The following is a 19,547-nucleotide window of genomic DNA, read 5'->3' on the forward strand; positions in this document are numbered from 1 at the left end:
GTCGCAACACGGCTAGCTTTTTTTAAGAAAGTGAGGGTAAAGTTTCTAATGCCGTCCCCGGAATTTTTTCTAATACAGGTAGCGTTACCGTAAAAGTTGTCCCTTGCCCTTCACCAGCGCTATAAACTGCAACTGTGCCGTGATGTAGTTCTACTAAATGACGGACAATGCCCAATCCTAAACCAAGCCCGCCGTGACTGCGCGTTGTGGTGCTATCGCCTTGGCGAAAAGTGTCAAAGACATAGGGAAGAAAATCAGGGCTAATGCCAATACCAGTATCTTGTACGTGAATCTGCATATGCGCGGCGTCAACCGCTTCTACACGTACCGCAACGATACCGCGTTCGGGTGTAAACTTAATTGCATTCGTGAGTAAATTCCAGATAACTTGTTGTAAACGTTCAGGATCGGCACAGACAAGATTGCCAGTGGTGTCGAAATACGTTTCAAGTTGAATTGCTTTCGCCTCAGCAGCTGGGCGTACCGCGTTGACTGCAGCCTCAACAATTGGTATTAAATGCACTGGACAAAGATGCAACCGCAGTTTACCTTGAATAATCCGCGAAATATCCAAGATATCTTCGATGAGTTGGGCTTGCGATTTGGCGTTGCGTTCGATTGTTTCTAAGGCTTTGGCAATTGTTTTTTCGTCAAACTTGCGCGTGCGTAAAAGTCTCGCCCAACCAAGAATCGAGTTTAAAGGGGTACGTAGTTCGTGCGATAGAACTGCGAGAAACTCATCCTTCATGCGGTTTGCGGCTTCAGCTTCGGCGCGTGCAGCTTGCTCGTAAATCAGTTTACTGCGTTCTTCTTCTGCTTGCTTGCGATCGCTGATGTCTTCTAAAGTTCCAACATAACCAATCACATCGCCTTTGTCATCAAGCATCGGTGACGAGCGCAAATGTACCCAGCGTACGATATCTTGTTGTGTTTGAATGCGAAACTCGTTTGAGTATTCTTGTCCGCGCTGAAAACACGCCGACCATTCACTAAAGATGCGATCGCGTTCTTCAAGATGAATGATTTGCCACCAATTTTCGCTAATTTGCTCTAGGGTACACCCACAAATCGCTTGACACCGCGAGTTCATATACGTACATTTTCCGGCGGGATCAATTAAAAAAATGCCTACCGGAGAATTTGCACTTAAGCGCCGAAAGCGTTCTTCACTTTTTTTAAGTTCGGCAGCTTGTCTTTCAATTTGCGCGGTTTTCTGGTAAAGTTCGACAAAAACAGAAACTTTGGAAGTTAAGATTTCTGGTTGAATCGGTTTAAATAAATAATCTACTGCCCCTAGCGAATAACCCCGCATTTGTAGCGTATCGCTCGTGCTAAAAGCTGTCAGGAAAATAATGGGTGTTAGTTGCGATCGCGCCCGTTGACGGATGAGTGTAGCGGTTTCAAAGCCATCCATATCAGGCATTTGCACGTCGAGCAAAATGACAGCAAAATCTTGATTTAATAAGCAACGCAGCGCTTCCATCCCCGAATGTGCTTTGACAAGGTTTTGCCCCAATCCTTCTAAAATAGCCTCCAGCGCCAAGAGATTCTCTGGATGGTCATCTACCATAAGAATGTTGACTTTCGGTTCTGATGGCATTGCTTCACCTTGAATAGACAATTTAGGGGATGAAGAGTAATTAGTGGTTGATCGCTAGTTACTAGTCGCTTTTACTTACCTTCGCAATCAAATAGATATTATGAATAAACTCTCACTTGACAATGATCTTTTTTTAGCAAATGATGACCTGAAACGCTACTAACTGATTTTTTGGTAAAGGCGTTCGCGTCCTGCTATTTGTTTATAGTATCTTTCTCGCTGACTCAAAGGGAGTGTTTCTTGCTTTCCTAAGCCTAAAACGCCAAATAAGCACAAACTTTCATAAAAAAGCTTGTGAACTTGCTGCTGTAGCGATTGATTAAAGTAAATAAGGACATTGCGGCACAAAATTGCATTAAATTCATTGAACGAGCGATCGCACACCAGATTATGTTGCGAAAAGACAATGTTTTCTTTGAGAAAGGCACGGAAAATCGCCTGGTCGTAGGCTGCGGTGTAATACTCAGAAAATGATTGTTGACCTCCTGCTTGAAAATAATACTGAGTATATTCTTGCATCAGTCGCAGCGGAAAAATTCCGGCTTTGGCAGTTCTTAATACTGTCTCATTCATGTCTGTTGCATAAATGCGACAACGATGATATAAGTTTTCTTCATGCAGCAAAATTGCTAGTGAATATACCTCTTCACCAGTGGAACACCCCGCGCACCAAATGCGTATAAACGGATAAGTTTTGAGTAGAGGTACGACCTTTTGTCTGAAGCTGAGATAAAAGCTAGGGTCTCTGAACATTGCAGTAACATTGACTGTCATGTAGCCAAGAAATTGCTCGAAAAAAGCGCGATCGTGCAAAACTTTTTCTTGCAGCGCTGAGACATTGGCTAACTTTTCTAAATATAAAATATTCTGAATGCGGCGCTTGATCGCAACAGGAGCGTAACGGCGAAAGTCAAAACCGTAGTATTGAAATATACCTTCTAGCAATAGCTGAATTTCAATATCTTCAAGTTCGTTCATATTGCTAGTTGGTTCGTTGATACAACCAAACTCGCATCAGCGATAGCAGTTGCTCAATATCTACGGGCTTAGTAATGTAATCTGATGCACCCGCAGCGATACATTTTTCGCGATCGCCGATCATCGCTTTCGCCGTCAGCGCAATGATGGGTAGAGACTGAAACTGTTGTTTGGCGCGAATTGCCTGCATTGCCTCATAACCGTTCATCTCTGGCATCATCACATCCATGAGCACAATATCTATATTTGGGGTTTGTTCTAACAGGGCAATTGCTTCTTTACCATTTTCTGCAAATAAAACTTGCATTTGATAGCGCTCTAACACGCTTGTGAGTGCAAAAATATTGCGTACATCGTCATCAACAATCAAAACGCGTTTTCCTGTTAGCAGGCTATCGCGCTGTGTTGGTGGTTCGTGAGGTTTAGGTGCAGGTAAAGTGGCTTGCACGCGGTGCAAAAATAACGCGGTTTCATCTAATAATCGTTCTAGGGAAACACCAAGTTGCAAATCGCTTCCTTGAGGTTGATCCTTAATAACAATCGCTTGGGCAATGCGTTTGAGTTCAGTTTCTTCTTGGCGCGTAAGTTCGATACCCGTATAGACAATGATAGGGATCTCGCTATTATCCTGCTGTTTAATCGCTTGAATGAGTTCAAACCCGCTCATGTCGGGTAGCCCTAGATCGAGGATTAGGCAATCAAAACGCTGTTGTTGCAGTGCGACTAAGGCTTCTGCGCCCGTACCCACAGCCATCACTTCAACATCTTTGTTTTCCATCAACTCGGCAATATTTTGACGCTGCGCGGCGTTATCTTCAATGATGAGGAGATTTTTGACTTGATGGGCGGCGATTTCTTTAATATCAGCAAGAACTTTCGCTAAAGCTTCACTGTTAACCGGCTTTTGTAGATAAGCGATCGCTCCAGGAGACAAACTGTAGGTAAAATGTTCGCGTCCCGCAATTGTATGTACGGGAATGCGTTGCGTTTTAGGATGCTGCTGGAGACGCTCTAATAAGGCACTACTATCAAGAGCCGGTAAGTTGATATCGACCATAATGCCATTTGGTTGATACTGCTGGGCGAGTAACAGTCCATCGTTGGCATTTTGTGCTAAAAGAACCTTGAACCCGTGTTGTTGCGCCATATCGAGTAATACGCGGGCAAAGTTGAGATCGTCTTCAACGATTAACAGCGCGCGATCGCCTTGTTGAATTTCGTTGCGATCGTCTTGCAGGAAGGCGCGAGGAATTTTTCTCTCTTGTTCATTTTTTTGTTTTTCCCTAACCTCCGATCGCTGACTTCTGATTTCTGGATCGTTAAGCGGTAGATACAGCGTGAACGTACTACCTTCGCCCAAACGACTAACAAGCTGAATATCTCCGCCAAGAAGTCGGGCGATTTCGCGGCTAATTGATAAGCCTAAGCCAGTACCGCCGTATTTACGGTTTGTTGTACCGTCGGCTTGTTGAAACGCTGCAAAAATTAATTCGTGCTTATCTGGTGCAATACCAATTCCGGTATCTTCTACTGCAAAAGCTAACACTGCATCCGCACGATTTAGCGATTCTTGTTCGGGGTTCCATCCTTCTGTTGCGATATCAATCTTAAAGCTAACTTTTCCTTGTTCAGTAAATTTAAAAGCATTCGCCAACAGATTTTTTAAAACTTGTTGTAAGCGTTTACCATCGGTATAGATAACGTCAGGTAGGCGATCGCGATCCACCTCGACGCTAAACTCTAACCCTTTGTCTTGCGCCACTTGCTGAAATGTCCGCTCAATGTTGACACGCAAGTCGGTTAACGTCAGCGGATTGACATCAACTGACATCGTTCCCGACTCAATTTTGGCAAGATCGAGAATGTCGTTAATCAGTCCGAGTAAGTCTTTTCCCGAAGCATAAATCGTGCGGCTGTATTCAACTTGTTTTTCGGTTAAGTTGCCTGCTGTATTATCCGCAAGTAGTTTCGCTAAAATTAATAAACTGTTGAGCGGTGTCCTCAGTTCGTGGGACATATTCGCGAGAAACTGCGATTTATATTGCGAAATTCGCTCTAATTCGGCAGCTTTTTCCTCTAAAGACTGTCGGGCGCGGTCAACTTCTTGGTTTTTTTGTTCTACTTCTTGGTTTCGCGCCGCTAGTAATTCGGCTTTTTCTTCAAGTTCTGCGTTGAGTTGCTGCAGTTCTTCATTTGTCTGCTGTAATTCTTCTTGCTGTTGTTCGAGGCGGTAATTGCTGTTTCGCAGTTCTTCTTGCTGCGCTTGCAGTTCAGTCGTTAAAGCCTGTGCTTGCTGTAGTAGTTGCTGCGTGCGCGCGTCAGAAGCGATCGTATTGAGAACAATCGCTAAGTTATCACTTGCTTGCTCTAAAAATGTCACTTGCAGTTCGCTAAAGCGTTGTAATGATGCAAGTTCAATAACGGCGCTAACTTGGGAATTGAATACTATCGGTAAAACAATAATCGTTTGCGGTGTTGCTTCACCTAAACCTGAACGAATTCGCAGATAGTGACTTGGTACTTCAGTTATGATTTTTTGCTGTGTTAAGGCACATTGTCCGATTAAACCTTCGCCTAATTGAAATTTTTGTGGTATCTGTTCTTGATGTGCATAGCTGCTTAAAAGTCGCAGAACTGGTTTTTCATCGTGAGTATCCATCACGTAGAAAACACCTTGTTGGGCATTTACTAATGGAACCAATTCAGCTAAAACAGATTCAGCAACTTTCTTGGTATTTCTTTGACCTTGAAGCATGAGCGCAAACTTTGCTAAGTTCGACTTCAGCCATGCTTGCTCATTATTTTTTATCGTTGTTGTGCGTAAACTCGCAATCATCTGATTAAATGTCCGAGTTAAGACGCCAACTTCATCTTGGCGATTTTGTTCAGGAACACTAACAAATAAATCTCCTGCGGCTAGTTTTGTCGCCACTGTAGAAACTTCGGCGAGAGGTTGTGAGATATTTTTGCTCAGAAAATAAGCGATTAAAATTAACGTGCCAAAAGCGAGGGGAACACCAAAAAGGATAGTGTAAATTGTTTGTTGCGTTGCGGCTGTGGCTAGTTGCGATCGCTGCTGTAATAATTCGCGTTCTTCTACCTCCATATCGGCTAAGATCGCGCGAATGCGATCCATCAAATCTTTGCCTTCACCAGTCAGGATAACTTGCCGTGCTGCTTCAAAACCTTGCGTTTTTTGTAGGGTTAGTGTTTGTTGAATCAGTGCTATTCTGCGATTAACTAACGGTTCCAAAACAGCAATTCTACTTTGTTGGCTGGGATTATCTGATGTGAGTTGACGCAGAGCGTTAAGGTTTTGGTCTATCACTGCCATTGCTGCATTATAAGGCTCAAGGTAGCGTGTATCGCCTGTCAGAATATAGCCTCTTTGTCCAGTTTCGGCATCTTTAATTCTTGAACTGAGATCTTCTAACTCTGTAATAACTCGGTAGCTATGATTTTCTCTACGTGCCGTATCGATCAGCTGTACTGTATTGCGATAAGAAACTATGCCAATTGTGCTTAGCATTATTAATGCCAAAGCAAAACTCGCCCCAATTTTTGTCCCTATTTTAAAGTTATTCAACATTCCTCACAATTCATTCGCACGAAATCAATGACTGTTGCGAGTCCCTCGTGAGTTTTTAAGTTTGTAAAAACAAAAGGTTTATTGCCTCGCATTCGCTTAGCATCGCGTTCCATAATATTAAGATCGGCTCCGACTAAAGGTGCTAAATCAATTTTATTAATGATTAATAAATCTGACTTAGTAATTCCTGGACCACCTTTGCGCGGAATTTTATCGCCAGCAGCAACATCGATGACGTAAATCGTTAAATCAACTAATTCGGGGCTAAAGGTAGCAGCTAAATTATCACCGCCGCTTTCGAGAAAAACTAAATCAAGATCGCCAAAGCGCTGTTCGAGTTGTTCAATCGCAGCTAAATTCATTGAAGCATCTTCGCGAATTGCCGTGTGCGGACATCCTCCAGTTTCCACACCTAAAATGCGATCGCTACTCAGCGCTTGAGAACGTACCAAATATTGGGCATCTTCCTGCGTATAAATATCATTGGTCACTACCGCTAGATGATACTGTTCGCGCATTGCTTTACACAACGCATCAACCAACGCCGTTTTCCCCGACCCGACAGGACCTGCGACACCTACTCGAAACGCACTCATAATTAGCGATTAGCAGTTATCAGAATTTTGCTCACTATTCTAAACTGTATACTAACTACGAAATAATCTTGTATACTGAGTTTCGTGTGCCATACTCGCTAGCGACAATCCCCAAGTGCAGCTAGACAAGTCATCATCACTTAAGCTGATAATCTCTGTCGCAGCATTCATCAGATCGGGAAATAAATTTAATATTATTTGTTGTCCTGCCGTTTGTCCTAGGGGAATCAATTTCACTCCAGCGGTGACAAGGTTCGTCGTCCAACTGTGTAAATATCCCAAAACAACTGACGATAGCGGTTCTATGTGCCAAGAAGCCGCCGCCATGCCAAACGCGATCGCATAATTACAAGGTTCTACCGCATCAACGATTGGCAATACCTGCGGTTGTAATTGTAAGAGGAGTTTAGCAAGCGATCGCCCCATCTGCCAACTTGATAAACGTAATTCCTCGGTTTCTCGCGCCGCCGATAGCCAATGATTCCAATAGCTTAAAGCTTCTGTATCTTTGTTTTGTACCGCAGAATACGCCCGCACCATCACAGCGGCTTCTAGCCGAATCGCGCCATAACGCAGTTCTTGTTCTAACCAATGCTGTAAGCTTTGTGCATCGCTAATCGTACCCTCATCTACCAGTGCTTCGATTCCCTCGGAATAACTATATGCACCCACAGGTAATGCTGGGCTAGCAAGTTGCAAAAGATACAGTATCGGTTCAATTGTCATTAATTGTTTATGACCAAGGCTAACTGCTAATGATGATGTCTGTACGCGCCAATTTCTGGTTGAAATGGTAACACGGCTTCGCGTACTTGCGTTCCGAGTTGTTCTAGCATGGTGCGTAAAACTGGATCGGGTGACAACTGCAAATAATCTTGGGCAACTTCTACAGGTACGTGACGATTTCCTAAATGATATGCAGCTTTCAGGAGTAACATTGGAGTTGCCGTTACCACAAGTACAGGTTCTGGTTTAGCCACTACCCGTACAATAACACTTGCATCTTCAGTTTGCAGTAAGTCACCATCGCGCAGTACTGTACCTCTTGGTAAACGTAAAAATACAATTTCGTCTTGAGTTTCAATGCGATAGCGACTCCGAGTTCGTTCTTCCGCAGTGAGTGCTAACGTAAAATTTACTACAGTATCAGAATTAGATGGCTGACGTTGCGTAAGTGCAATCATAAGTTTTTGGTTGAGTGTAATCCTACCGCATCGACAATTGAATCGAGTTTGTGTTCTTCGAGTTTGAGCAGCAAACCTTGCAAGATCCGGCGTACCATCCACGGTCCTTCATAAATCCAACCAGTGTAAACTTGCACGAGACTCGCACCTGCAATCATTTTCTCCCAAGCATCTTGCGCCGTAAAGATTCCGCCAACGCCAATAATCGGAAGCTGTCCTTGTGTTTGTTGGTAAATAAACCGGATAATTTCAGTAGCGCGATCGCGTACGGGTAAACCACTGATTCCGCCAGCTTCTTCGGTAATCGGTTTTCCCGTTTGTGGCAATATTTTTGTAGTGATGCGATCGCGACTGATGGTTGTATTTGTCGCAATCATCCCCGCAAGTTGATAGCTTTGAGCAATTTCTACGATCGCCGCAATTTCTTCCCAGTCAAGATCGGGAGCAATTTTGACGCAAATTGGCTTAGAAGCTTGATTTTCTTGTTGTAACGCATCCAGAATTGAACTTAATTCGGCAGTATTTTGCAGCGATCGCAACCCTGGTGTATTGGGGGAAGATACATTGACAACAAAATAATCTCCCAAATCTTTGAGTAATCGAAAACTTTCTAAATAGTCTGAGGCTGCGGCTTCTAGCGGAGTAATTTTTGATTTTCCTAAATTGACTCCTAGCGGTATCAAATGAGAAGCCTTTTGTAATCGTTTTGCCATCATCGCCGCACCAGAATTGTTAAATCCCATGCGATTTAAAGCCGCGCGATCTTGTGGTAAACGAAATAAGCGCGGGCGGGGGTTTCCTGGTTGCGCGTGAAATGTCACTGTACCAACTTCCGCAAAGCCAAACCCAAAGTTTTCCCACACGCTAGCCGCCACACCATCTTTATCAAATCCAGCGGCTAAACCAACAGGATTGGGAAAATGAATTCCCCATAGTTTTTGTTCCAACCGCGTATCGGTTAAACACAGTGATTTTTGTAATACACTTTGCGTTGACTTTGTCACTGGGTGCTGTGGTGAATTTTCTAAGAAGCTAAGCGCGCTAATCGTTCTTTGATACAACCATTCTGGATCAGTCTTTAATCCAGTAAATAGTACAGGTCGAATGACCAGTTTGTAGAGATCCCACTCGTATTTTGAATTCAAGTTTAATCTTGCCACGCTCTTGCTGCTGTCCAATGTCGATCCGAAGATTGATAAACCTTTACATTGCGTAAATTGGCTTGCTTTATCAAATCGCGAACCTCATCCAAAGTCAGCGCAGCATGAAGCGAGTCGCGAAATAATTTCTTTTGTTGTTCGTCGTATTCTGCACCAATACTTGCAACTAAAGCATCCATTGTCTCGACATCTGCAGGACGAATCAAGTCACGAATAAATAAAGCGCCTTGTGGTTGTAGTACGCGTGCTACTTCATGAAAAAAGGGTAGAGGATCTGGCAAGTGGTGTACTAAGCTGTTAGAAATCACCATCTGAAATTGTCCGTCAGAATAAGGCATTTTTTTAGCATCAGCAGTTTCGAGAAAAATCTGTTGTTCTAGGTCAGCGTTTTGAACGTGCTGCCAGCCAAGCTGTAACATATTTTGAGCTAAATCAATACCCCATATCTGCCATTGCGGACACTTTGCGGCAATTAATAAGGGAATTCTTGCTGTACCTGTACCAACATCCAGAACTTTCGCTGCACAACGAGGTCCTAACTCAATCACGCTTTCGGCAAAGGCAGTATTAACTTCTGTAAAGTCCATTGCATCGTACTCTACCGCCTCTTCCCAGCTATCCATCACTTCTGGTTCTAAAACTCGTGGCAGTGTCACTTGAAGAATTTGATTTTGCGATTGATGGTTGATTGACATAATAATACCAATTCGTTCTGAACTATTCTCCTCTGCTCCTCTGCTCCTCTGCTTCTTTATGTTGTTGTAAATAAGCCAAAGCTTCTTCCGTTTCCACTTGCGGAAAATCAGCATAGAAGCGACTAACACTCATAAAAAATCGCGGTGTTTCCAACACAATCACGCGATCGCCCCACCGTTCTAGCCAAGGAATCAAACCGTGTGGTGCAACTGGCGCGCATAACAGTATGGCGGCGGGATTTTGGGCTTTCAAAGCTTGAGCAGCAACAGCCATTGTCATTCCGGTAGCAATACCATCATCAACGATAATCGCGATCGCACCTTCTGCATTAACTTCGGGACACGCAGGCGCAAGTTGGGCAAGTTGTGCTTGTGCTTTTGCCGTAGCTTCTGCTAGCGCGGCTTTTCCTTGACGCGAATGAGGAATGAAAAATGGCGTTTCCTCAGCCCACAGCACGTTACCATCAGCAGTAACAGCACCAATTGCCAATTCGGGATTTTTAGGATGGCTAATTTTTTTAGCAACTAAAATACTTAAAGGACAATGTAATAATTGTGCAACTGGCAGACCTACAGGTATACCGCCGCGTGGTAGTGCGTAGACAATTGGTTGAGCATCAAGTGTTGATAGTGGTGGCTGAGTTAAAGCAAAAGCAATGGCTTGTGCTAGCTGTTCGCCAGCATCAATGCGATCGCGAAAGAGAGGAAAATCTGACATGAGTGCGCCTAACATTATAAAAGCGCGATAGTCTTATTTCTATGATGACTGATTTTAGCTTTTGAGTGTAACGATCCTGAAATTGATCGCACTACAGTAAAATTGAGGGGCAACTAGGATGCTGCGCGAAGCGCAATCGCATTTTATTTCAACTGACGACGCTATTCCACATCATGACTAGCAGCGAAGAGCAACTTAGTCTTTTTCCAGATCCTAACACTGCTTCAGAAACATCGGCAGCAGCGCAGCCTGAATTAATTCCAACCGACGCTAAAATTCCGATTCCCCCCGGTACGTATTCTACAATGACGGAAATTGCGCAGCATTGCAATGCATGTCATCGCTGCGGGCTTGGCAAAACTCGCACGCACGCCGTAGTTGGACGCGGAAATTTGCAAGCACCGATTATGCTCGTTGGTGAAGCACCAGGGCAAAATGAAGATGAAACCGGATTACCCTTTGTTGGTAAAGCAGGGCAACTTCTTGATAAAATTCTAGCCTCTGTAAAACTCGATACAGACGAACACGTTTATATTTGTAACATCATTAAATGCCGTCCGCCTAACAACCGCGTTCCCACCACTGACGAAATCAGCGCGTGTAAACCTTACCTTCTAGAACAAATTCGTTTGGTTGACCCAAAAATCATTCTATTTACTGGTGCAACGGCTCTTAAAGGCTTGACAGGAGAAAAACGCGGAATTAGTAAAATTCGCGGAAACTGGATTGAGTGGGAAGGACGCTTATGCATGCCAATTTTTCATCCAGCCTATTTATTGCGCAACCCTTCTCGCGAACGCGGTAGTCCCAAATGGTTGATGTGGCAAGATATCCAAGCAGTACGTGCCAAGTTAGATGAGATGCAATAGACCTTTTGTGTAAATCTGGGTAATGGGTCATTGTTGCTTAATATTCTTTGCGATCGCCAATTACTATTGACCAGTTACCAGTTTCCAGCTTTTAAGTACGCTTATTGTCGCATACTTACAAATTAGTTTGACAATCGCGTAACCATGTCCGTATTGCTTGGGCAATAATGCCGTTACTACTATCTCTAGGAGGTGTCACAGGTCTTTGAGAAGGATACGACCCTGTGCGCGAAAACATGATGGCGAGTCGCCAAGTACCTTCGGTACGCGTGAAAAATAGCCAATGAAACTGTTGTAGTTCGACAGGTTTTCCATCGATATACTGTCGTTCGAGCGTTGTGATAAAGACTTGTTGCGGCTGTTGTGCATTTGTTGCTTCTATATCAGGAGTATATTCGCCAGGACCAAGCGTTAGCGGTGCAAACTCAGGACGTCCAGCAATAATTACGTAAGTATAAATATCAACGATCGCATCGCGACGACGAGTACGTTGGCTAATTCGATTCGCATAGCTTGGTAAAACTGGCAACAGTTGTGCAGTTAAGGTTTCTACATCTTCGGTTTGACACTGCGGCGATCGCTGAGCAAATCCTATCGATTGTTGAAGATATGTATTATTGACTGGCTTTATTCCGATAATTTCTAGGTTGAAGCTATAAGCAAATAAGTAAACAGCGTAAATCGAAATCCGCAGCCTTCTCACCGCTATCATGAGGCTGCTAACTCTTCACAAATGCGCATCCAAGCTGTTTTTGGGTCTTCAGATGCTGTAATGGGACGCCCAACCACAAGATAGTCGGCTCCAGCTTTGAGGGCTTGTGCGGGAGTAAGCGATCGCTTTTGATCTCCCCCTTCTGCCCAAAGAGGTCGTACCCCAGGACAAACGAGTAAAAAATTGTCACCGCAAATTTGACGTAACTGCGCGACTTCTTGCGGCGAACAAACCGCGCCATCTAAACCTGCTGCTTGGGCTAATAGCGCCATTTGTAGCGCGTATTCAGGTAACTCTAACGGAACTTTTAAATCAAACGCCAGCTGTCGCGCCGAAATACTCGTTAACAGTGTAATCGCTAGCACTTTCGGGGGTGTTACGCCAGCTGATGCAGCCCCTTGTTGTACCGCCTGATGCGCGGCGGCGATCGCATCTTTCCCGGCTGTGGCGTGAATGGTGAGCAAATCAACTCCATAACGCCCCACCGCCCGACACGCACCCGCCATTGTGTTGGGAATGTCGTGAAACTTCAGATCCAAAAAAATTCGCTTTTGCTGGTTTTTCAGGATTTTTAAGATACCTGGACCACTATTGACAAAAAGTTCTAAACCAACTTTCCAGAAAGTGACTTCTGGTAGTTTTTCCAGTAAAGCGATCGCTTCGGCTTCGCTGGCGACATCTAAAGGCACAATAATGCGGTCTGGGGACATTATGGGGGTCAGGGGTCGGGTTTGCAGCGGTGCGGCGGGTATTTGAGTTGGGGAAAGACAAGTGGTAATTAGAGCTTTTCTGCGCTTTTATACTCCTACCCTTTACAACTAGCCACTAGTCACTCAATTTAATCACGGTACAAGGCGGACAAACTTATTTTTTCCAACTTGTAGAACTTTTTCATATAGTTGTTCAGGTTTTTCAAAGGCTAAATCAATTTGTGTAATGCGATCGCTATTCAATCGCACTGCACCCCCTTGAATTTGTCTGCGAGCGTCGGAACTGCTTTTACACAATTTACTGGCACTCAGAATATAAAACAACTTCGCCGGAAACTCTACCTGTGATAAAGAAAATTCTGGCACAGATGATGTATCCGTTGATGCGCCTTGAATCAGCGACATTGCGGTTTGCTGAGCTTTTACCGCAGCTTCTTGACCGTGATATTGAGCGACGATATTTAATGCTAAGAGCTTTTGGCGATCGCGCGGGTTTTCTGGTAAACGGTCTAAAGGTAAATCCGTCAACAACTCAAAGTATTGTTCTAGCAGATGATCGGGAATTTTTTCTAATTTGGAATACATTGTCAGTGGGTCTTCGGATAAACCAATGTAGTTTCCCAAAGACTTGGACATTTTCTGCGTTCCATCGGTTCCAATGAGAATAGGCATCAGTACCCCAAACTGCGGTGGAAACCCGAAGTGGCGTTGTAAATCTCGCCCTACCGCAATATTAAACTTTTGGTCTGTACCCCCTAATTCCACATCAGCTTCGACTGCTACCGAATCATACCCTTGCATAATCGGGTATAAAAACTCATGCAAGTAAATGGGATTTTCTTGAGCATAACGCTCGGCAAATCCTTCTTTAGCTAACATCTGCCCGACAGTCATCGTAGAAAGTAACTCTAAAATTTTTGCCAAATCCAACTTGGAAAGCCACTCGGAGTTGTAGCGAACTTCTAGCCTGCCTGGCGTGTCAAAATCTAAGATAGGACGCAACTGATTTAAGTATGTTTTGGCATTTTGTGCCACAATTTCTTCGCTTAATTGCCGACGAACTTCTGATTTACCTGTTGGATCGCCAATTCTTGCAGTAAAATCGCCAATAATAAGTACTGCTGTATGCCCCGCATCTTGAAAAGCTCGGAGCTTTCTATAAGGAATACTATGACCAAGGTGAATGTCGGGACTCGTAGGATCGATGCCCAGTTTGACGCGCAAAGGTCGATGCGTAATTGTCAAGCGTTTTTCGAGATTTTCCAGCGGATCGTCCGAATCAACTTGTTCGGGAAAGATCTCGCTGACACCACGGCGTAGCCACGTAAAATTTTTTACGGCACGCTCCATCGTTGGTTGAATTGTAGTTTCTCCTTGGCTTTGCGTCATACTAGGAACTTGATAGCTTGTCTGGTCTTCATATAATTGATTCAGAATCGCGCGCGTTCGCATTCGCTCAGATGTCAGATTACTATAATTGCAAAAAATATTTTTTTTTAGCGCATCACTCAATTTCAACCCTTGTCTACAAGTGAGGAAGTTAAACCGCCGTGTCTTCTAGTATTGTTCATAATAAAAAACAACGAGGCTCTTCACCCAGTTATCAGTTTGTCAAAGAAGTCGGTCAGGTAACTGGCGGCACATTATTGGCAATTACCATGCTGACGAGTGCTGTTGTAGCTGGGGGATTAATTGGGTTAGCAATCAGTTTCCGCAACCTACCCGACGTTAGAGCTTTACGTAATTATTTTCCCTCAGAAACATCTTATATTTACGACATTAAAGGTAGACTGCTTGCCAGTATTCACGGCGAAGCAAACCGCGAAGTTGTTCCGTTAGACCGCATCTCGCCGGATCTCAAACGCGCTGTCATGGCGATCGAAGATAGCCACTTTTATTATCATCACGGTATCAATGTTGGCAGCGTTGGTCGGGCGTTACTAGTCAATTGGCAACGCGGTGCTGTCGCGGAAGGAGGCTCCACTGTCTCGATGCAGTTGGCAAGAAATATCTTCTTGTCGCCCGAGCGAAAATTTAGTCGTAAAGTTGCAGAAGCTGTCTTAGCTGTTCGCCTTGAGCAAGTTCTGAGTAAAGAAGAAATTCTGGAACTGTACCTCAACCAAGTTTATTGGGGACACAATAACTACGGCGTCCAAACCGCAGCCCGAACGTACTTTAATAAATCAGCAGCGAATCTTAATTTGGCTGAAGCAGCAATGATGGCAGGTTTGATTCAAGCCCCAGAGCAATACAGTCCGTTTAATAGCATGGAACGGGCAAAGCAACGCCAGGAAGTCGTGCTCAACCGAATGTTGCAGTTGGGTTGGATTACACCAGAAGAAGAAGCTGCTGCGCGTAACACAGAAATCAAACTTGGTCGCATCCGCTCCTTCCAAGGTAGTGCGATGCCTTATGTTACCAATGCAGCCGCGCAAGAGTTAGCAAGACGCTTTGGTCGCGATGCGGTACTTAAAGGTGGAATGCGCGTGCAAACAACTGTCGATGCTGATATGCAGCGGATGGCTGAAGAGACTGTAGCAACGTGGCATAAGCGAATTCGCGCCCAAGGAGTCAACGGCGATCAAATGGCATTAGTTGCAGTCGATCCGCGAACTCAGTTTATCAAAGCACTCGTTGGTGGCGTCGATCCAAGAAAAAGCGAGTTTAACCGCGCGACACAAGCACAGCGTCAACCTGGTTCAGCGTTTAAACCGTTTGTGTATTACGCAGCGTTTGCCTCTGGCAAGTATACTCCTAACTCAATTGTGGATGATACCCCAGTTAGCTATAACGATGGTAGCGCGCAACGCTACGTACCTAAGAACTATGACAATTCCTTCCAAGGACCAATGTCGATTCGCCGAGCCCTAGAAGTTTCGCGAAATATTCCGGCAATTAAAATTGGACAAGCTGTTGGATTGAATAAAGTTATTGAAATTTGTCGGGTTCTGGGAATTAATAGTCCAATGGAGCCAGTCATCTCATTACCCTTAGGAGCTATTGGGGTAACACCGTTAGAAATGGCTAGCGCTTATGCGGCTTTCGCGAATTATGGTTGGTACTCGCCGCCGACCGCGATCGTCCGTGTCAGTGACAGTAGTGGTAATGTATTACTCGACAACACGCCTAAACCTCAACTCGTACTAGACCCCTGGGCAGCAGCTTCACTTAATAGTGTGATGCAAGGAGTTATTAACAACGGTACTGGTAGAGCAGCACAACTTGACCGTCAAGCTGCTGGTAAAACAGGAACCACGTCTTCAGAGCGTGACATTTGGTTTGTCGGTTACGTACCACAGCTATCAACTGCCGTTTGGGTAGGAAACGATAATTATCGACCGTTAGGCAAAGGCTCAACTGGTGGTGGTTTTGTTGCGCCTGTATGGCGTGACTTTATGCAGAAAGCACTAAAAGATCAACGAGTTGAGTACTTCCGCTCGCCTTCGCAATTTCAGCGTCCTAGTGCTAACTAACAGCACGAAGAGGGGCTAAGGATCGGGGTAAAAAACAGAAAAAGTTAAAGTTAAATCAACTGACCTCCGACCCACGATCCCTCTTTCATGGCTGTTTATCGACTTCGGCTTTCATCCGTTGCAGTGTTAGATTCATCTGGTCAAACATCTGCTGTGGTGTTATTCCAAACTGTCCTAACTGCGTTTGCAGTTGCTGCGCCGTCATCTGAGCCATGAAGTCTTCTGATAGTTCAAATCGCTTCATAAAAATGCGATAACGTTCCATCAGAGCTTCCATTTGCTCGATAAATATCTTTTTACCTTCGCGGTCAAACTTGCCGTAGTTCTGACCAAGTTTGATTAAGGACTGGTAATCTTCAAAAAGCTGCTTGGCTTCTTGTTGAACAATCTCAGAGTCAAAAAATCCCATGGCACTTATGTTCAACTGAGTGCTATCACTCAGGAGACTTTACTGTTGCATCTGGTATCATTCTAGTCTAGACTCAAAGGCTACACTTCATAGTATTGTTGTCGAGATTTCAACACTTGACAAACTAAGAGTCAGAAGTCACGGGTTAGAATTCCAAGGTCTAAAATAATAAAGCTAGTTCTCCACCACCGAATGTGCTGACAGGCGTTATATTGTCAACAACTCATACTTAAATAAAAGCAATCTTCGCGAGCTGCTTTTAACTCGACTTTTTGTGTGTTAGAACAATCAATATTATTTGTAGCAATGTCAATCTGGTTAGGATATTAAAGTTTTGAGTTATGAGTTTTGAATTACAGAATTTCTTACCTCAACACTCAAGGCTCATTTATAACTTTTCTTCCCCTGACCTCTGACCTTTGACCTCCGACTGCTATATCTATGTTAGGTAAACTAAAAAGTAGAAAAATTGCCGCACTTTTAGCTTTTAGTGGCACAGTCATACCGATCGCCGGTTTACACAAGTTCTATCTAGGACAACCTCTGTGGGGCGTGTTGTATTTACTCTTATCATGGACGCCAATTCCGCGCGTTGCAAGTGCGATTGAAGGAGTTTGGTATCTAGCCCAAGATTCAGAGGAATTTGACCGAAATTTTAACCAATCTGAAGGAAATATCGAAGTTTTCGCAGCAACGCCAAATCAATCCGCAACTCCTAACCGCGTTGGTGCGATCGCTGATGCGTTGCGTCAACTCGACGATCTACGCCAAGATGGATTAATTTCTGAGTACGAATTTGAGCAAAAACGCCGCCAATTGTTAAATAAAATTGTTTGAATAGAGATAGGCTTCACAAAGTAAACCCTGACTCCACCATGCTTCAGAACTGGTTGCAGTCTCAGACAATCCGCGCCAAGCTCCTCAATGACCCATACTACCGCATGGAGTCGCTAGCTGAAATTGCGATCGCCGCGGCGTTAGGTATCCGCATCGATGTTAATCAAGCGAGTGTTGATGATTGGCTAAGACTACCAGGAATCTCTATTCACCAAGCGCGATCGCTTGTAGAATTACGTCGCAGTGGCGTTCAATTTTACTGTATTGAAGATATTGCAGCCGCATTAAATATGCCGTTACAGCGACTGAAGCCTTTGGAAGTTGTATTAAAGTTTTGCTACTACGACGAAGAACGTTATCTACAGCCGCTAGTCAACCCCAACACAGCGACAATAGAAATGCTTGCCCAAATTCCAGTCATCGATCGGGCATTAGCAGCAGCTATAGTACAAAATCGCACATCCTTAGGACCATACCGCAATCTTGTAGACCTGCAACGCCGCTTATCACTAGCCGGAGTCACAATTAGCAAGTTGATGCATTATCTGTGTTTTTGATATTGCAATACATCATCGAGGAACCTAAAATTATTTGTTCCAGCTAACTTATAACTCTTGGCTAGTGACTAGTTATGGATTTTGAAGACCGCGAAAAATATTCTCCTTAGATCTTTTCTGCACCTGAAGCTTCCTCTACTATAACTTATACAAATCCAATACGCTTCAAAGGCCAAAAGCGAAAACAAGCACGTCCAATAATATTTTCTCTTGGTAAAAAACCCCAAACGTGCGAATCATTACTATCGTTGCGGTTGTCCCCCATCACAAAAAACTCATTTTCCGCCACCTGCTGGGGTCCCCATTGATACGCCGGAGGTTCGGCAATATAATCTTCGGTTAATGGCTGATTATTGAGATAGACCTTGCCATTGGCGACAGCTACAATATCGCCAGGTTTACCAATTACGCGCTTAATAAACGCTTGGTCTTTGGCATAACCCATCGTTTGTAGTTTCGGGGGCGGTTCAAAAACGATAATATCGCCCGTCATTGGCGGATGCAACCAGTAAGAGACTTTTTCGACAACTAAGCGATCGCCCATGTGCAATGTCGGTAGCATGGAATCGGAAGGAATGTAGCGCGGTTCCGCCACAAACGTTCTAATCAAGAATGCTAAAACTAAGGCAATCAGAATTAAAATCAAGTTTTCCTTCTGGCTGTGCCATACTCGCAACCAAAAAGATTCTTTGGAGTTACTTTCTTTCAAGGTCATAAAAGTTTGCTAACGTCTCTTACTGAGCAAATCAAATAAACACTTTGATTATTGTGACGATAAATGAGGTCGGAAGCTAGGGGCGAGGTTAATTGTTGAGGAATCGGCGCGATTTGTAATAATTTGTGAATAAGCTCAATTGCGATGAATAATGAATCAATTGACTACACCTTTTGCCACCCCGATATCTAAACAAGCTGAAGATAGCTTTGCCATCACGTTCGCGCCTCTATCACTTGAAGAAGTTTATGCGCTTGCAAATGACGCTGCAAATGGGGCGATCGTTGTCATGAGTGGGATGGTGCGCAATCAAACTGATGGTAAGCAAGTCGTATCTTTAGAGTATCAAGCCTACGAACCAATGGCGATGCAAGTATTTCGCCAAATTGCTGCTGAAATTCGCAAAACTTGGTCTGATGTCAATCGAGTTGTAATTCATCACCGCGTTGGACGCTTACACGTTGGTGAAATTAGCGTACTGGTAGCGGTTGGTTGTCCGCATCGGTCGGAAGCGTTTGAAGCGTGTCGTTATGCAATTGATACCTTAAAGCACCAAGCACCTATCTGGAAAAAAGAATATTGGCAAGATGGTTCGAGTAGCTGGGTTAGCATCGGTGCGTGTGAAACACAATCAGATTGTTAGCATCAAAGTACTAGCCACTAACCACTTAACACTCGTTCATAATATTGAGGTTTGTAACTATTTTTGTATACCAAGACACTAATCCTTTAGACTGATTTGCGA

At 44.1% G+C, this 19,547-nt stretch carries 19 protein-coding genes; 5 read left to right on the forward strand and 14 right to left on the reverse strand.

What is annotated here, in order from left to right; translation table 11 throughout:
- Nucleotides 1–22 precede the first annotated feature (22 nt).
- The 9 genes from B1A85_RS09495 to B1A85_RS09535 all read right to left on the reverse strand — a co-directional run bounded on the left by B1A85_RS09495 (nt 23) and on the right by B1A85_RS09535 (nt 10,520).
- Nucleotides 23–1,600 (reverse strand): ATP-binding protein, encoded by a 1,578-nt coding sequence (locus B1A85_RS09495; protein WP_104546657.1) that lies wholly within the window; start codon nt 1,598–1,600, stop codon nt 23–25.
- Nucleotides 1,601–1,759: 159 nt separating this feature from the next.
- Entirely contained in the window at nt 1,760–2,578 is an 819-nt protein-coding gene (locus tag B1A85_RS09500; RefSeq protein WP_104546658.1) for a protein-glutamate O-methyltransferase CheR, read from the reverse strand.
- Nucleotides 2,579–2,582: 4 nt separating this feature from the next.
- Entirely contained in the window at nt 2,583–6,167 is a 3,585-nt protein-coding gene (locus B1A85_RS09505; protein ID WP_104546659.1) for a response regulator, read from the reverse strand.
- Nucleotides 6,161–6,763, reverse strand: a complete 603-nt coding sequence (gene ureG, locus B1A85_RS09510; protein ID WP_104546660.1) for an urease accessory protein UreG — start codon at nt 6,761–6,763, stop codon at nt 6,161–6,163. Before ureG ends, B1A85_RS09505 begins: the two co-directional genes overlap by 7 nt.
- A gap of 51 nt (nt 6,764–6,814) precedes the next feature.
- Complete coding sequence (locus B1A85_RS09515) at nt 6,815–7,489, reverse strand: urease accessory protein UreF (protein ID WP_104546661.1); 675 nt, start codon at nt 7,487–7,489, stop codon at nt 6,815–6,817.
- A 26-nt stretch (nt 7,490–7,515) separates the two neighbouring features.
- Nucleotides 7,516–7,947: an urease accessory protein UreE gene (ureE, locus tag B1A85_RS09520; protein ID WP_104546662.1), complete on the reverse strand. Its 432-nt coding sequence runs from the start codon at nt 7,945–7,947 to the stop codon at nt 7,516–7,518.
- On the reverse strand, nt 7,944–9,107 hold the full coding sequence (locus B1A85_RS09525; RefSeq protein ID WP_104546663.1) for a quinone-dependent dihydroorotate dehydrogenase: 1,164 nt from the start codon (nt 9,105–9,107) through the stop codon (nt 7,944–7,946). The genes ureE and B1A85_RS09525 overlap by 4 nt, the downstream gene beginning before the upstream one ends.
- Entirely contained in the window at nt 9,095–9,802 is a 708-nt protein-coding gene (locus B1A85_RS09530) for a class I SAM-dependent methyltransferase (protein ID WP_210404335.1), read from the reverse strand. Before B1A85_RS09530 ends, B1A85_RS09525 begins: the two co-directional genes overlap by 13 nt.
- Nucleotides 9,803–9,824: 22 nt before the next feature.
- Nucleotides 9,825–10,520, reverse strand: coding sequence for a phosphoribosyltransferase (locus B1A85_RS09535; RefSeq protein ID WP_168192377.1), 696 nt, complete (start codon nt 10,518–10,520; stop codon nt 9,825–9,827).
- A gap of 173 nt (nt 10,521–10,693) precedes the next feature.
- On the opposite strand from B1A85_RS09535, the gene B1A85_RS09540 reads away from it, so the two are divergent.
- Nucleotides 10,694–11,389 carry a uracil-DNA glycosylase family protein gene (locus B1A85_RS09540; RefSeq protein WP_104546665.1) on the forward strand — a complete coding sequence of 232 codons (696 nt, stop codon included), beginning with the start codon at nt 10,694–10,696 and terminating at the stop codon, nt 11,387–11,389.
- A gap of 115 nt (nt 11,390–11,504) precedes the next feature.
- Here B1A85_RS09540 and B1A85_RS09545 read toward each other — a convergent pair whose 3' ends face one another.
- The 3 genes from B1A85_RS09545 to tyrS form a co-directional block, all read right to left on the reverse strand.
- A complete protein-coding gene (locus tag B1A85_RS09545; protein ID WP_104546666.1) occupies nt 11,505–12,101 on the reverse strand; it encodes a hypothetical protein in 597 nt (198 codons plus the stop codon).
- Nucleotides 12,098–12,811 carry an orotidine-5'-phosphate decarboxylase gene (pyrF, locus tag B1A85_RS09550; protein WP_104546667.1) on the reverse strand — a complete coding sequence of 238 codons (714 nt, stop codon included), beginning with the start codon at nt 12,809–12,811 and terminating at the stop codon, nt 12,098–12,100. Before pyrF ends, B1A85_RS09545 begins: the two co-directional genes overlap by 4 nt.
- Nucleotides 12,812–12,943: 132 nt before the next feature.
- Entirely contained in the window at nt 12,944–14,161 is a 1,218-nt protein-coding gene (gene tyrS / locus B1A85_RS09555) for a tyrosine--tRNA ligase (protein ID WP_104546844.1), read from the reverse strand.
- A 200-nt stretch (nt 14,162–14,361) separates the two neighbouring features.
- On the opposite strand from tyrS, the gene B1A85_RS09560 reads away from it, so the two are divergent.
- Complete coding sequence (locus B1A85_RS09560; RefSeq protein ID WP_104546668.1) at nt 14,362–16,284, forward strand: transglycosylase domain-containing protein; 1,923 nt, start codon at nt 14,362–14,364, stop codon at nt 16,282–16,284.
- 85 nt (nt 16,285–16,369) lie between these two features.
- Here the strand turns inward: B1A85_RS09560 and B1A85_RS09565 are convergent, their stop codons facing one another.
- A complete protein-coding gene (locus B1A85_RS09565; RefSeq protein WP_104546669.1) occupies nt 16,370–16,693 on the reverse strand; it encodes a DUF1825 family protein in 324 nt (107 codons plus the stop codon).
- 441 nt (nt 16,694–17,134) lie between these two features.
- Between B1A85_RS09565 and B1A85_RS09570 the strand changes: the two genes are divergently transcribed.
- Together B1A85_RS09570 and B1A85_RS09575 are read left to right on the forward strand one after the other, a co-directional pair.
- Nucleotides 17,135–17,530 carry an NINE protein gene (locus tag B1A85_RS09570; RefSeq protein WP_104546670.1) on the forward strand — a complete coding sequence of 132 codons (396 nt, stop codon included), beginning with the start codon at nt 17,135–17,137 and terminating at the stop codon, nt 17,528–17,530.
- Nucleotides 17,531–17,568: 38 nt separating this feature from the next.
- Nucleotides 17,569–18,087, forward strand: a complete 519-nt coding sequence (locus B1A85_RS09575; RefSeq protein WP_104546671.1) for a ComEA family DNA-binding protein — start codon at nt 17,569–17,571, stop codon at nt 18,085–18,087.
- A gap of 145 nt (nt 18,088–18,232) precedes the next feature.
- Here the strand turns inward: B1A85_RS09575 and lepB are convergent, their stop codons facing one another.
- Entirely contained in the window at nt 18,233–18,802 is a 570-nt protein-coding gene (gene lepB, locus B1A85_RS09580) for a signal peptidase I (protein WP_104546672.1), read from the reverse strand.
- Nucleotides 18,803–18,953: 151 nt separating this feature from the next.
- Here lepB and B1A85_RS09585 point away from each other — a divergent pair, with 151 nt between their 5' ends.
- Nucleotides 18,954–19,445 (forward strand): molybdenum cofactor biosynthesis protein MoaE, encoded by a 492-nt coding sequence (locus B1A85_RS09585; RefSeq protein WP_104546673.1) that lies wholly within the window; start codon nt 18,954–18,956, stop codon nt 19,443–19,445.
- Nucleotides 19,446–19,547: the final 102 nt, after the last annotated feature.

It is taken from the genome of Chroococcidiopsis sp. TS-821 (assembly GCF_002939305.1).
GTDB lineage: Bacteria > Cyanobacteriota > Cyanobacteriia > Cyanobacteriales > Chroococcidiopsidaceae > Chroogloeocystis.

Excerpts from the sequence above, each read along its gene's own strand:
- B1A85_RS09495 (WP_104546657.1), bottom strand. The coding sequence starts at position 1,600 with ATGCCATCAGAACCGAAAGTCAACATTCTTATGGTAGATGACCATCCA.
- B1A85_RS09500 (WP_104546658.1), bottom strand. The coding sequence starts at position 2,578 with ATGAACGAACTTGAAGATATTGAAATTCAGCTATTGCTAGAAGGTATA.
- B1A85_RS09505 (WP_104546659.1), bottom strand. The coding sequence starts at position 6,167 with ATGTTGAATAACTTTAAAATAGGGACAAAAATTGGGGCGAGTTTTGCT.
- ureG (WP_104546660.1), bottom strand. The coding sequence starts at position 6,763 with ATGAGTGCGTTTCGAGTAGGTGTCGCAGGTCCTGTCGGGTCGGGGAAA.
- B1A85_RS09515 (WP_104546661.1), bottom strand. The coding sequence starts at position 7,489 with ATGACAATTGAACCGATACTGTATCTTTTGCAACTTGCTAGCCCAGCA.
- ureE (WP_104546662.1), bottom strand. The coding sequence starts at position 7,947 with ATGATTGCACTTACGCAACGTCAGCCATCTAATTCTGATACTGTAGTA.
- B1A85_RS09530 (WP_210404335.1), bottom strand. The coding sequence starts at position 9,802 with ATGTCAATCAACCATCAATCGCAAAATCAAATTCTTCAAGTGACACTG.
- B1A85_RS09535 (WP_168192377.1), bottom strand. The coding sequence starts at position 10,520 with ATGTCAGATTTTCCTCTCTTTCGCGATCGCATTGATGCTGGCGAACAG.
- B1A85_RS09540 (WP_104546665.1), top strand. The coding sequence starts at position 10,694 with ATGACTAGCAGCGAAGAGCAACTTAGTCTTTTTCCAGATCCTAACACT.
- B1A85_RS09545 (WP_104546666.1), bottom strand. The coding sequence starts at position 12,101 with ATGATAGCGGTGAGAAGGCTGCGGATTTCGATTTACGCTGTTTACTTA.
- pyrF (WP_104546667.1), bottom strand. The coding sequence starts at position 12,811 with ATGTCCCCAGACCGCATTATTGTGCCTTTAGATGTCGCCAGCGAAGCC.
- tyrS (WP_104546844.1), bottom strand. The coding sequence starts at position 14,161 with ATGGAGCGTGCCGTAAAAAATTTTACGTGGCTACGCCGTGGTGTCAGC.
- B1A85_RS09565 (WP_104546669.1), bottom strand. The coding sequence starts at position 16,693 with ATGGGATTTTTTGACTCTGAGATTGTTCAACAAGAAGCCAAGCAGCTT.
- B1A85_RS09570 (WP_104546670.1), top strand. The coding sequence starts at position 17,135 with ATGTTAGGTAAACTAAAAAGTAGAAAAATTGCCGCACTTTTAGCTTTT.
- B1A85_RS09575 (WP_104546671.1), top strand. The coding sequence starts at position 17,569 with ATGCTTCAGAACTGGTTGCAGTCTCAGACAATCCGCGCCAAGCTCCTC.
- lepB (WP_104546672.1), bottom strand. The coding sequence starts at position 18,802 with ATGACCTTGAAAGAAAGTAACTCCAAAGAATCTTTTTGGTTGCGAGTA.
- B1A85_RS09585 (WP_104546673.1), top strand. The coding sequence starts at position 18,954 with ATGAATCAATTGACTACACCTTTTGCCACCCCGATATCTAAACAAGCT.